Here is a 12,617-nt window from a genome sequence, read left to right on the forward strand (position 1 = left end):
GGGGTGTTCCCGCGGCGCCGCGCTAGAATGGATCGATCATGACCGGTGCCCAGCCCCGTTATCTTGCGTGGCTCGTCGTCCTGGCGACCCTCCTCACCGCCTGCGTGCCCGCGGTCGGCATTGACGAGGCCCTCACCGATTCACCGATCCCGGCCACCACGGCCCCGCCAGCCGCGAGCGACGCCACCCTCTCGCCCCAGCAGGCCGCGGCCCCCACGGCAACATCCGTTCCCACCCCATCATCGGTTCCCTCCGCACCATCGGTGCCCAGTCCGGCGTCGGTACCAATGCCGGCCCCGGTGCCCCAGGTGTTTGCCCTCAACCTCTACCAGGAGGGGGACTTCGTGCCGCAGTACACCTTCGACTGGTGTGTTGCGGCGAGCATCCAGATGGCGCACAACCTCATCGACGACACCGGTGGCGGCACGTGGACCGACCGCGCCCAGCAGAATGACCTGTGGGAGATGGCCCGGGCGCGGTCGTCCAACTCGTTCAACGGCGCCAATCCCTTCGGTTGGGCGAAGGTGCTGACCGAGGTGGGAATGGGGCCCTACGAGGTGGTCAGCATCTCCGGCTACGAGGACGCGCTGCAGGCCGCGGCACGCGCCATCGCCGCCACGGGCCGGCCGGTGGGGCTGGTCATGTGGAGTGGCCGCCACGCGTGGGTGATGAGTGGCTTCGAGTCGCTCGGCGATCCCGGCCAGTTCCCGGAATTCTCCGTTACTGGCGTCCACGTCCTGGACCCGCTCTTCCCGCACGGCAGCGGGCAGTGGGGTCCGTCGCCCGCGCCGAACACCCTGATTACCCCCGAGCAGCTGGCCACGCAGTTCGTGGTCCGGGAGCCGCGACGCTGGAGCAGCGACCTGCCTGCGGGCTACCTGCTGGTGCTGCCAAAGTAGTCAGCTTGCTTATGAGTTTGGGTTTTCCTAGGCTGGATCATGTCAGGCAAACAACTCCAGGCGGATGACGCAGTGCTTCCATGTGCTCCCTCCGCCTCACCAGAGGAGGAAAAATGTCAGAACACAGCATCGCAGGCAAGAAAGTCGCATTCCTGCTGACGGACGGCGTGGAGCAGGTTGAACTCACCAGCCCGTGGCAGGCAGTCAAGGACGCCGGCGGCGAACCCACGCTGGTGGCTCCCAAGAGCGGCAAGCTGCAGGGTTATGCGGGCACAGAGAAGGGCGACACCTTCGACGTGGACCTGACGGTTGCGGATGCCAACGCCTCGGACTTTGACGCCCTGGTGATCCCGGGCGGAGTAGTGAACGCCGACCACCTCCGGGTGGACAAGGCCGCCCAGAATTTCACCCGGGCCTTCTTCGAACAGCACAAGCCGGTGGCCTCGATCTGCCACGGACCGTGGCTGCTGATCGACGCCGGCGTGGTCCGCGGCCGGAATGTCACCTCGTACCACACGCTCCAGACCGACCTGAAAAACGCGGGTGCCAACTGGAGCGATGACGAAGTGGTGGTGGACCAGGGGCTGGTGACCAGCCGAAGCCCGAAGGACCTTCCTGCCTTCAACAGCAAGCTGGTGGAGGAAATCTCCGAAGGCCAGCACGCGGGCCAGACGGCCTAAATAAAATTGTTCCCTCAGGGTTAAGAAAAATGCCCGGCGGAGGAATTAGTCCACCGGGTAGAGTGTTGGAATCTGCAGCGACGAAGCTCGCCTGCCATCAAACTCAAACTCCCTGAGGGAACACTTATGTCTACAAAAGTCTCTTCTGACGCGCACGGAGAGCCCGTGCAGGCCACTGAGGCGCAGCCGTCCGCACCGGCGAAGATGTCCCGCGAATCGGTGACCATCATCGCCACACTGCTGGTGGCAACATTCGTGGTGATCCTCAACGAAACCATCATGAACGTTGCCCTGCAGCGGCTGATGGTGGACCTTGGAGTGGACGCGCCCACCGTACAGTGGCTGTCTACCGGCTTTATGCTCACCATGGCCGTGGTCATCCCCACCACGGGATTCATCCTGCAGAGCCTGTCCACGCGTGCAGTCTTTATGCTGGCCATGGGCCTCTTCGCCGGCGGAACCGCGCTGGCCGCAGCGGCTCCCGGCTTCGAAGTACTGCTCCTGGCACGCATCGTCCAGGCCGGTGGCACGGCAATCATGCTTCCGCTGCTGATGACCACCATCCTTACCCTCGTCCCGCTCGCCAAGCGCGGTGCCGTGATGGGCAACGTCAGCATCGCCATCTCAGTGGCCCCGGCCATGGGCCCCACCGTTTCCGGGCTGATCCTGGAGCACTTCACCTGGCGCTTTATGTTTGTGTTCGTCCTCCCCGTGGCGCTCGCGGCGCTGGCGATCGGCGCCAAGTACCTGACCAACATCGGCGAAACAGAGAAGACCAAGCTCGACTTCCTCTCCGTGCTCCTGACCGTCCCGGCCTTCGGCGGGCTGGTCTACGGCCTCAGCCAGATCGGCGGCGGCCACGGAGCTCAGGGCGGCCCGAGCCCGGTAGCTATTGGTGCCTTGGTAGTGGGCGTGGCCAGCCTGGCAGTGTTTGTGCTCCGTCAGCTTCGGCTGCAGAAGGCGGAGGCTCCGCTGCTGGACCTCCGCGCCTTCAACTTCCGGATGTTCACCGTCTCGGTGCTGCTGATGGTGGTGGCCATGATGGCGCTGTTTGGCGGCGTGATCCTGTTGCCGCTCTACCTGCAGGAGATCCGCGGCCTGGGATCGTTGGAGACGGGCCTTGCCCTGCTCCCGGGCGGACTGGCCATGGGCCTGCTGGGCCCGTTCATCGGCCGGCTCTTCGACAAGGTAGGCCCGCTGCCGCTGACAGTGACCGGTTCGGTTTTGATGGTGCTGTCCCTGTGGCAGTTCTCCATGCTCGACGCCGGCACAGCGGTGTGGTGGATCGTCAGCCTGCACGTGGTGCTGAGCTTTGGCCTGGCACTGCTGTTCACCCCGGCGTTCACCACCGGCCTGAACCCGCTGCCGCCGCACCTCTACTCGCACGGCTCGGCGATCATGAGCACCACGCAGCAGGTGGCCGGCGCCGCCGGCACGGCGCTGCTGGTGTCCATCTTCGCTGTGGTTTCCGCCGCCTCCGGTTTGGTTGCCGGGATGAGCGCAGCGTTCCTGACGGCGACTGTGATAGCCCTTGCCGCCGTCGTACTTTCAGCGATGATGCGCAAGACAGAAGGCGCCGGTCCCACCCACGGCGGCCACTAACCCAACTAAGTAGCAGCAGATGTCGTTTTGAGCCCTCAAAACGACATCTGCTGCTACTTACATGGGGTTAAACGGCCAAGGGGTTAGCCGGCGAAGAAGTCGCTGAGTTCGGTGATGAGCTTGTCCGGCGCGCGGAGCACGCCGTCATGGCCGGAACCTTGGAGGATGGTATAGCTCGAACCGGACAGGACGTCGTGGATCTGGCCGCACGCCACGCCAAAGTACGCCGGGCTCTTCTCACCCACCACGATCAGGGTTTCCAGTGGCAGTTCCAGGAACGGTTCGGCCGGCATGTCCGCGGCGATGATCGCCTTGATTTCCCGGACGCCGGTGCGCATCAGTTCGCGCATCTGCTTGCCTACATGCGTGCCGGCGGTGAGCTTGTTGGCGATGGTGAGCATGGACAACGGCATCCGGGAGAACGCGCCGCCGGTTTCCAGGCCCTTGCTCAGCACGGCAAGGGCGCGGTCGTCGTCCCCGGCGGCCGTGGCGCGTTCGTATTCCGCTGTCCAGTCGGCTTTGACGCTGTGGTTCACGGACACGGCGGGATCGTAGACGGCCAGCCGTTCCACGGGAAGCGTCCGGGCCGCGTGCAGGGCCACGGCGCCGCCGAAGCTGTGGCCGAACACGTCGGTGCTGGACGTGTGCTTCATGACGGCGTCAAGGTCCCGGATATCCGCGTCAAGCGTGTAGTCATCCGGCTGCGGCGACGAGGAACCGCGGCCTCGGCGGTTGAAGGTATGCACCGGGCGGCCCAAGGCTGCGCTGAGCTTCTGCGCGAACTTGGTGTAGTCGGCTGCAGTCACCATGGAGGCCGGCACCACCACCACGCCGGAGCCGGCGGACGCCAGTTCGGCACCCGTGGAGAAGAGCTCGAGTGTGCCGCCGTCGGGGGTCTTGATGTTCTCGCGCGTCATGTTCCGAGCCTAGCCGAGGTACCTGAGTGCTGGCAGCAGGAGTGCCTTTGGCGCCGGTAAAGATTTGGGCGGGAAATCAGCCTTTGAAGTACTCCGAGATGTCCGTCACAAGCTCCTCGACGGCGGCGGGGATGGAGCCATGGAAACCCTTGGGTGACAGCTCAAACGTGCTTCCGGGCACTGCGGCATGGAGCAGCTCGGCCGTGGCTTTGTAACAGGCGGGGCTTTTTCCGCCAGCCATGAAATGGGTGTTGGAGGGCAGGACACCGAAGTCCCTGGCGTGGTCCGGCTCGTTGTACGCGGCCCGCAGCTCACCGACGCCGCTGGGCATCACCTGGCGGAACAGCCTGTTCACCTTGGTCCGGGACATCAGGGCCATCAACCCTGCGAGAACCGGCTCGGGAATCTTGGCCAGCGCACTGCCGGGATTGGTGGCCTTCTTCATGTGAGCAAGGGCGTGACCCACGCGGCCGTTGTTAACGGCGTCCTCGAACCCGTCCAGCCAGTCGGTGTCGATGCTGCCGTCGATGTTCACCGCGGCGTCGTACACGGCCAGCTTGTCCGGCACATAAGCTGTGCCGGTAAATTCCTGGACCGCGTTCAACGCGACGGAGCCGCCCAGGCTGTGCCCCAGGATGTTGCGCGCGCGGGTGGCGTCAAGGATTGTGCGGAGGTCTGCGATTTCGGTGGCCATGGAGTAGTCCGCCGGCTGTTCGCTGGACTTGCCGCGGCCCCGGCGGTCGTACACGTCCACCGCCCAGCCGTCGCCAAGGCCCTCAGCCAGCGCTTCCGAAAAAGGGCGATAAATCAGGGCTGTGAGGAAGGCTCCGCCGATCAGCACTACCCGGCGCTCTCCCGGAGCGTCCTCGGTGCCGTAGCTGTACAACGCCAGCCGGCCGCCGTCGTGCGTTGGCACTACCTGTTCTTTCACCCTCCCCATCCTAGGGCGGCGTCCCTTGGAGTTTTTGTCCACCGAACGTGGCCGGCGGCGGTCTGAACGTGCATTATCTGGACAAAAACCCGGTGGCCGGAACTCCCGGTAAACTTGGGGATTGTGACTTCCCAAAACACCCCCAAGAATGCCCCAGAGCCGCTCGACGCCAGCGAACAGATGCGCATCCGCATGGAAAAGCGCGCCAAGCTGATCGAGCGCGGAACCGAGGCATACCCGGTGGGTGTTGAACGCACGCATTCCCTCACCGAGATCCGCGAAAAGTACGCCCACCTCGAAGCGGACGACACCACCGGCGACGTTGTGGGCGTCACCGGCCGCGTGGTTTTTGTGCGCAACACCGGAAAGCTCTGCTTCGCCACGCTGCAAGAAGGCGGCGTTGACGGCAAGGGCACCCGCCTCCAGGCCATGCTTAGCCTGGCCAATGTGGGCGAGGAAGCGCTCGCTGACTGGAAAGCCCTGGTGGACCTGGGCGACCACGTGTTCATCAAGGGCGAGGTGATTTCCTCACGCCGCGGCGAGCTGTCCGTCATGGCCGAGTCCTGGTCCATGGCGTCCAAGGCGCTCCGGCCGCTGCCGGTCCTGCACGCGGAACTGAACGAGGAGACCCGCGTCCGCCAGCGCTACGTGGACCTGATGGTCCGCGACGAAGCCCGGGAAATGGTCTACACCCGCGCCGCCATCACCCGCTCCATCCGCGAAAGCCTCCACCGCCACAACTACGTGGAAGTGGAAACCCCCATCCTGCAGCTGGTCCACGGCGGCGCCCTGGCACGTCCATTCGAGACGCACATGAACGCGTTCGACCAGAAGATGACGCTCCGGATCGCCACCGAGCTCTACCTCAAGCGCGCCGTGGTGGGCGGCATCGACCGCGTGTACGACATGGGCCGCGTCTTCCGCAACGAGGGTGTGGACTCCACACACAGCCCCGAATTCACCACGCTCGAGTGCTACGAGGCCTGGGCTGACCAGTTCGTCATGGCGCAGCGCATCAAGGAGATCATCCTCGACGCCGCAGACGCCGTGGGCGCCGGCCGCACCCTCCAGACCGAGGCCGGGGAAATCAACCTCGACGGCGACTGGGCCTGGGTCTCTGTCTACCCCGGGCTGTCCGACGCCGTTGGCCAGGAAGTCACCCCGGACACTTCGCTTGAGGTGCTGCGCGATATTGCGCAAAAGCATGAGGTGAAGGTGGACCCGAAGTGGGACGCCGAGAAACTGGCCGTGGAGCTGTTTGGTGAGATCGTGGAGCCCACGCTCCTGAACCCGACGTTTGTGTACGACTACCCGCCGTCCGCGCAGCCGCTGGCCCGTCCGCACCGTGAGGACGGCCGCCTCATCGAGGCTTGGGACCTCATCATCGGCGGCATGGAACGCGGCACGGCCTTCTCTGAGCTGATCGACCCCGTCATCCAGCGCGAACGGCTCACCGAGCAGTCCCGGCACGCTGCTGCGGGCGACGTCGAGGCCATGCAGCTGGACGAGGACTTCCTCAGGGCGCTCGAATACGGTGCGCCTCCCATGGGCGGCATCGGGCTGGGCATCGACCGGCTGGTCATGCTGTTCACTGGTGCCGGTATCCGAGAAACCATTCTTTTCCCGCTCCTGAAGCCCGAGGGTCACTGACCGTGGAATACGTCGCCGTGCTTCTGCCCTCGCTTGTGGTGGGCTTGCTTTTCTGGTTTGCCATGAAGTCGATTTTCAATGCCGACAAAGCCGAGCGGCAGGCCGAGGCTAAAGCCCAGGCGGAGGCGGAAAGCCGTGCGTCGGGGCCATTGGACGCGCCTGATACCGACGCGAATAAATAAAACGACAGAACTTTCTGGGAATATCCCCAGGAACCATTTCACGCTTTGACGCGTTGCCATAATGAGGGTCATACTTTTATCAGGAACATCCTGCTTTTCTGAAAACCCGAACCTTTCCAAGAGGAAGACTATTAATGGCACAGAAAGTAAACATCATCCTCGTAGATGATCTGGATGGGGGATCCGCGGACGAGAATGTCCGTTTTGGCCTCGATGGGGTCAGCTACGAAATTGATCTGTCCTCGGCCAACGCGGCCGAGCTCCGTTCGTCCCTGGAGCGGTTTATTGCCGCAGGGCGCAAGACATCCGCCGGCCGTGCCACCCGCACGAAGGCAGTTTCTGGCGCCCGAAGCAATGACTCCGCCCAAATCCGGCAGTGGGCACGGGACAACGGCTACACGGTTAACAGCCGGGGTCGAATTCAGGCTGAAATCCAAGAAGCCTACCAAAAGGCAAATTCCTAGAACCTTGCCTCCTGGCGGCGTAATAGGCCCTGTCTTCACCCTTGGGTGGAGGCAGGGTTTTTTGTGCCAAATGACTATTAGCAAGCCCGCTTCAGTCGAGTGGAAACAGTTGGATGGAAAAGACGCCGACTTCACTTCGGGTCAATCGCGAAGGGCATTTCCGGCGAACGATCCGGCGCGCCCAGCGGACCTTCGGAGGTGGCAGTGGGCCGGACGGCCGGGCGCTGTCATGTCCTGGCGGAAGCACCTGCGGGATATTCCCGCGCCGGCCCCGGTTTCCCCTGTGGCGAACACGCTCCACAAGTCTGGGTCGGCCACGTAGCATCAAAGTACGTCGTAGCTAGGAGTGTGGCGAAATGTTTGAGCGATTTACGGACCGTGCCCGTCGCGTAGTTGTGCTTGCCCAAGAAGAGGCACGCATGCTGAACCACAATTACATTGGTACCGAACACATCCTCTTGGGTCTGATCCATGAAGGTGAGGGCGTTGCCGCCAAGGCTCTTGAGTCCTTGAGCATTTCGCTCGACGGCGTGCGCGAGCAGGTGCAGGAGATTATCGGGCAGGGCCAGCAGGCCCCATCCGGCCACATCCCCTTCACCCCCCGCGCCAAGAAGGTGCTGGAACTCTCCCTGCGGGAGGCTTTGCAGCTGGGCCACAATTACATCGGCACGGAGCACATCCTGCTGGGACTCATCCGTGAGGGTGAGGGCGTGGCAGCCCAGGTGCTGGTGAAGCTCGGCGCAGACCTCAACCGGGTCCGCCAGCAGGTCATCCAGCTCCTCTCCGGCTACCAGGGCAAGGAAACCACCGGCGCCGGCGTTGGCGCGGGCCAGCCCGAAGGCACGCCGGCCGGTTCGGTGGTCCTGGACCAGTTCGGCCGCAACCTGACCCAGGCTGCCCGCGAGAACAAGCTGGACCCGGTCATCGGACGTGAATCCGAAATGGAACGCGTGATGCAGGTCCTTTCGCGCCGTACCAAGAACAACCCCGTTCTGATCGGCGAGCCCGGTGTTGGCAAGACCGCCGTCGTCGAAGGCCTTGCCCAGGCGATCGTCCGCGGCGACGTCCCGGAGACCATCAAGGACAAGCAGCTGTACACCCTGGACCTCGGGTCCCTGGTGGCAGGCTCCCGGTACCGCGGCGACTTCGAAGAGCGCCTGAAGAAGGTGCTCAAGGAAATCCGCACCCGCGGCGACATCATCCTTTTCATCGACGAGATCCACACCCTCGTGGGTGCCGGTGCCGCCGAGGGTGCCATCGATGCTGCGTCCATCCTCAAGCCCATGCTGGCCCGCGGTGAACTGCAGACCATCGGCGCCACCACGCTGGACGAGTACCGCAAGCACATCGAGAAGGACGCCGCCCTGGAGCGCCGCTTCCAGCCGATCCAGGTCAAGGAGCCCTCAGTTGCGCACGCAATCGAGATCCTCAAGGGCCTGCGTGACCGCTACGAGGCGCACCACCGCGTGACCATCACCGACGGCGCCCTGGCCTCCGCTGCCAGCCTCGCTGAACGCTACATCTCGGACCGCTTCCTGCCGGACAAGGCCATTGACCTGATCGACGAGGCCGGCGCCCGGCTGCGCATCCGCCGGATGACAGCCCCGCCGGAGCTGAAGGCCATGGACGAGCGGATTGCCAAGCTCAAGATGGAGAAGGAGTCCGCGATCGACGCGCAGGACTTCGAAGGTGCTGCCGCGCTCCGCGACAAGGAGCAGAAGCTTATTACGGAGCGCTCTGAGAAGGAACGCCACTGGAAGTCCGGCGGTATGGATGACATCTCCGAGGTGGATGAGGATCTCATTGCCGAGGTGTTGGCCAACTCCACGGGCATTCCGGTCTTCAAGCTGACCGAGGAAGAGTCCTCGCGCCTGCTGAAGATGGAAGAGGAACTGCACAAGCGCGTTGTTGGCCAGAACGAGGCCATCCGGTCCCTGTCCCAGGCGATCCGCCGCACACGTGCAGGCCTGAAGGACCCCAAGCGTCCGGGCGGCTCCTTCATCTTCGCCGGTCCTACTGGCGTCGGCAAGACCGAACTGGCCAAGGCTCTCGCCGAGTTCCTGTTCGGTGAAGAGGACGCCCTTATCACGCTGGACATGTCCGAGTACTCCGAGAAGCACACGGTTTCGCGCCTTTTCGGTGCACCTCCGGGCTACGTGGGCTACGAGGAAGGTGGCCAGCTGACCGAGAAGGTTCGCCGCCGTCCATTCTCCGTGGTCCTGTTCGACGAAGTGGAAAAGGCCCACGCGGACCTCTTCAACTCCCTCCTGCAAATCTTGGAAGACGGCCGCCTGACCGACTCCCAGGGCCGTGTAGTGGACTTCAAGAACACCGTGATCATCATGACCACGAACCTCGGAACGCGGGATATTTCGAAGAGCGTTGCCACCGGCTTCCAGTCGGGCACGGATACGCAGACCGGTTACAACCGGATGCGGGCCCGCGTCACGGAGGAGCTCAAGCAGCACTTCCGTCCCGAGTTCCTCAACCGTGTTGACGACGTCGTGGTCTTCCCGCAGCTGACCCAGGACGAGATCATCGAGATCGTGGACATGTTCGTGGCACGCTTGGAGAAGCGCCTCAAGGACAAGGACATGGGCATCGAGCTCACGCCGGCCGCCAAGGTGCTCCTCGCCACCCGTGGTTACGATCCCGCCATGGGTGCCCGGCCGCTGCGCCGCACCATCCAGCGCGAGATCGAGGACCAGCTCTCCGAGAAGATCCTGTTCGGCGAAATCCACGCCGGCGACATCGTAGTAGTGGATGTGGACGGCGAAGGAGACGACGCCAAGTTCACCTTCGCTGGCAACGCCAAGCCGCGCATCCCGGAAATCGCTCCGAGCGCCTAGCAACAAGCCAAGGCCCCGCCCGCTCCCGAAAAGGAGCAGGCGGGGCCTTTCGCTTTCCCCTCTCCATCTACTCAGGGGACCGCTGGCTTGAGTGAGCGACATCGAGCTGCGGCGTCGTGTGTCGACCATTGGGGTTTGTGATGCGGGGCACAGTCGGGTTGAATCGGGGCATGGAAACTGAAAACCCGGCGATCCCGGGCGAGCAACCTGAAACCCCATTCCACGACCTCGACCATTACCTGGCCATTCCGCGCGTCAGCGGTTTGTCCCTGAGCCCGGACGGCCGGAGGCTGGTCACCACCGTTTCCACGCTCAACGGCAAGGGCACCGAATTCGCTACGGCCCTGTGGGAGCTGGATCCCTCCGGGGAGAGGCATGCCCGGCGCATCACCCGCAGCGCCAAGGGCGAGGCCGGGGCCGCCTTCGCGGCCAACGGCGACGTCTACTTCACCTCCGCGCGCCCGGACCCGGACAGCCCCGACGCAGATCCCGTCAACGCACTGTGGCTTTTGCCGGCCGACGGCGGGGAAGCCCGCGTGGTTCTCTCGCGCCCCGGCGGGGTTGGTTCTGTCATGGCCGCCCGGAACGCGGACGCCACCTTTGTCACGGCAGAGATCCTGGCCGGGTCAACGGACGAGGAGAACGACGCCGACCGGCGCAAATCCCGCAAGGACAACAAGGTCGCGGCCATCCTTCACAGCGAATACCCGGTCCGATACTGGGACGCCGACCTGGGGCCGGGGCAGCCGCGGATTTTCGCCGTGGAACCGGGCGAGGACAAGGAACCTGGCAGGCCGTCCACTGTTGATGCGACGGCGCCGCTGCAGCTCCGAAACCTGACCCCGGACGCCGGTCCGCGGCTCCGTGAGGCCGAGACTGTGGTCAGTCCGGATGGCCGGACCATCTACACGAGCTACACCCGGCCGCTGGCCAAGGCGGACAGCCGCTCGGTCCTGGTCGCCGTGGACGTGGCCACCGCAAGCCAGAAGGTACTCCTGGACCAGGCGGGCATGAGCTACTTCCCCGGCCCGGTCAGCCCCGACGGGAACACACTGGTGGTGGTCAGCGAAAGCGACACCACCCCGCACGAGGCCCCACAGGTCAAGTTGCATCTGCTGGACGTTTCAGGCAACGCCCACGAGTCAAACGGCAACAACGCCGGCCTCACCCCGCTGGTCCCCGACTGGGACCGCTGGGCAAAGCCGGCAGCGTGGCTCCCCGACGGGTCCGCCCTCCTGGTCACCGCGGACGACGACGGCGCGTCGCCCGTTTTCCGGATTAGCGTTCCGGCGTCTGCCGCGGAAGTGAGCGTCACCCGGGTGACCCAGGATGCGGCGGCGTACACCGACGTCGTGGTTTCTCCCGGCGGGCGCACTGCATATGCCTTGCGAAGCTCCTATGAGTTCCCACCGGAGGCCGTACGAATCAACCTGGAAACGGGGGAGACTGCCAGGCTGCCGGCCCCGGCAGAACGGCCAAAGCGCGCCGGCCGGCTGGAGCGGCTGGCTGCCACAGCCGGGGACGGTACGCGAGTGCCGGCGTACCTGGCGCTGCCCGACGGCGCGTCGGCTGAGTCGCCTGCGCCCATGCTGCTGTGGATTCACGGCGGGCCGCTGGGGTCCTGGAACGCCTGGACGTGGCGGTGGAACCCCTGGCTGCTCACAGCGAAGGGGTACGCGGTTCTGCTGCCCGATCCGGCCTTATCCACGGGCTATGGGCAGGCGCACATTCAGAGGGGCTGGGGCGAGTGGGGCAAGGCCCCGTTCACGGACCTGATGGCTGTCACCGACACTGCCGTGCAGCGCCCGGACATCGATGAAAGCCGCACCGCGGCCATGGGCGGGTCCTTCGGCGGCTACATGGCCAACTGGGTGGCAGGCCAGACGGACCGGTTCAAGGCGATCGTCACGCACGCCAGCCTGTGGGCCCTGGACCAGTTCGGCCCCACCACGGATGCCTCGCAGTACTGGCTCAAGGAAATGACCGCGGAGATGGCCCTGGAGAACTCGCCGCACCTCCATGTCGAAAAAATCAGCACCCCCATGCTGGTGATTCATGGCGACAAGGACTACCGTGTGCCCATCGGCGAGGGCCTGCGGCTCTGGTACGAACTCCTCTCCAAGTCCAGGCTGGCCGCGGACGAGGACGGCCAGACCCCGCACCGTTTCCTCTACTTCCCGGACGAGAACCACTGGATCCTGCAGCCGCAGCATGCCAAGGTCTGGTACGGCGTCGTGGAGAGCTTCCTCGCCAAGAACGTGCTGGGCAAGGACGTTCCGGTGCCTGCGGAGCTTGGTCTCTAGCCTCCGGTTCTGGTTACCTCCGGCTCTGGTTACTTCCGGCTCTGGTTACTTCCGGCTCGGAAGCTGGGACATTTCCCGCTTGCTGCTCCTTCGTCGCTCTGACGCAAGCTACAGAAATGTCCCAGCCTCCTTCACCTCAA

Annotated in this window: 10 protein-coding genes; 8 read left to right on the plus strand and 2 right to left on the minus strand. The window is 64.5% G+C overall.

Translation table 11 applies throughout. The features are described 5' to 3' along the window. Window positions 1-38 precede the first annotated feature (38 nt). The 3 genes from V9L17_RS04860 (at window position 39) to V9L17_RS04870 (ending at window position 3,181) form a co-directional block, all read left to right on the plus strand. Complete coding sequence (locus V9L17_RS04860; RefSeq protein WP_337350665.1) at window positions 39-899, plus strand: hypothetical protein; 861 nt, start codon at window positions 39-41, stop codon at window positions 897-899. A gap of 113 nt (window positions 900-1,012) precedes the next feature. After that, on the plus strand, window positions 1,013-1,579 hold the full coding sequence (locus V9L17_RS04865) for a type 1 glutamine amidotransferase domain-containing protein (protein WP_337350666.1): 567 nt from the start codon (window positions 1,013-1,015) through the stop codon (window positions 1,577-1,579). Between the two features lie 126 nt (window positions 1,580-1,705). Next, window positions 1,706-3,181: a DHA2 family efflux MFS transporter permease subunit gene (locus V9L17_RS04870; RefSeq protein ID WP_337350667.1), complete on the plus strand. Its 1,476-nt coding sequence runs from the start codon at window positions 1,706-1,708 to the stop codon at window positions 3,179-3,181. Between the two features lie 83 nt (window positions 3,182-3,264). On the opposite strand, the gene V9L17_RS04875 is transcribed toward V9L17_RS04870, so the two are convergent. Next, a complete protein-coding gene (locus V9L17_RS04875; RefSeq protein WP_337345462.1) occupies window positions 3,265-4,098 on the minus strand; it encodes an alpha/beta fold hydrolase in 834 nt (277 codons plus the stop codon). A 76-nt stretch (window positions 4,099-4,174) separates the two neighbouring features. Then, window positions 4,175-5,038 (minus strand): alpha/beta hydrolase, encoded by an 864-nt coding sequence (locus tag V9L17_RS04880; protein ID WP_443198003.1) that lies wholly within the window; start codon window positions 5,036-5,038, stop codon window positions 4,175-4,177. A 114-nt stretch (window positions 5,039-5,152) separates the two neighbouring features. On the opposite strand from V9L17_RS04880, the gene lysS reads away from it, so the two are divergent. From lysS to V9L17_RS04905, 5 genes are all read left to right on the plus strand, one after another. After that, entirely contained in the window at window positions 5,153-6,679 is a 1,527-nt protein-coding gene (lysS, locus tag V9L17_RS04885; RefSeq protein ID WP_337345464.1) for a lysine--tRNA ligase, read from the plus strand. Between the two features lie 2 nt (window positions 6,680-6,681). Further along, window positions 6,682-6,861 carry a hypothetical protein gene (locus tag V9L17_RS04890; RefSeq protein WP_337345465.1) on the plus strand — a complete coding sequence of 60 codons (180 nt, stop codon included), beginning with the start codon at window positions 6,682-6,684 and terminating at the stop codon, window positions 6,859-6,861. A gap of 134 nt (window positions 6,862-6,995) precedes the next feature. Then, entirely contained in the window at window positions 6,996-7,325 is a 330-nt protein-coding gene (locus V9L17_RS04895; RefSeq protein WP_337345466.1) for a histone-like nucleoid-structuring protein Lsr2, read from the plus strand. Window positions 7,326-7,681: 356 nt separating this feature from the next. Beyond that, window positions 7,682-10,174 carry an ATP-dependent Clp protease ATP-binding subunit gene (locus tag V9L17_RS04900; protein WP_337345467.1) on the plus strand — a complete coding sequence of 831 codons (2,493 nt, stop codon included), beginning with the start codon at window positions 7,682-7,684 and terminating at the stop codon, window positions 10,172-10,174. 170 nt (window positions 10,175-10,344) lie between these two features. Continuing rightward, the gene (locus V9L17_RS04905) at window positions 10,345-12,477 is read left to right on the plus strand and encodes a S9 family peptidase (protein ID WP_337350669.1); all 2,133 of its coding nucleotides are present in this window, start codon (window positions 10,345-10,347) and stop codon (window positions 12,475-12,477) included. The last annotated feature ends 140 nt before the right edge of the window (window positions 12,478-12,617 follow it).

The sequence above is a fragment of the Pseudarthrobacter sp. CCNWLW207 genome (assembly GCF_037203945.1).
Classification (GTDB): Bacteria; Actinomycetota; Actinomycetes; order Actinomycetales; family Micrococcaceae; genus Arthrobacter.

Bases quoted from the DNA above. Each gene is read 5' to 3' on its own strand.
- V9L17_RS04880 (WP_443198003.1), bottom strand. From the start codon at position 5,038: ATGGGGAGGGTGAAAGAACAGGTAGTGCCAACGCACGACGGCGGCCGG.
- V9L17_RS04875 (WP_337345462.1), bottom strand. From the start codon at position 4,098: ATGACGCGCGAGAACATCAAGACCCCCGACGGCGGCACACTCGAGCTC.
- V9L17_RS04900 (WP_337345467.1), top strand. From the start codon at position 7,682: ATGTTTGAGCGATTTACGGACCGTGCCCGTCGCGTAGTTGTGCTTGCC.
- V9L17_RS04895 (WP_337345466.1), top strand. From the start codon at position 6,996: ATGGCACAGAAAGTAAACATCATCCTCGTAGATGATCTGGATGGGGGA.
- V9L17_RS04865 (WP_337350666.1), top strand. From the start codon at position 1,013: ATGTCAGAACACAGCATCGCAGGCAAGAAAGTCGCATTCCTGCTGACG.
- V9L17_RS04905 (WP_337350669.1), top strand. From the start codon at position 10,345: ATGGAAACTGAAAACCCGGCGATCCCGGGCGAGCAACCTGAAACCCCA.
- V9L17_RS04870 (WP_337350667.1), top strand. From the start codon at position 1,706: ATGTCTACAAAAGTCTCTTCTGACGCGCACGGAGAGCCCGTGCAGGCC.
- V9L17_RS04860 (WP_337350665.1), top strand. From the start codon at position 39: ATGACCGGTGCCCAGCCCCGTTATCTTGCGTGGCTCGTCGTCCTGGCG.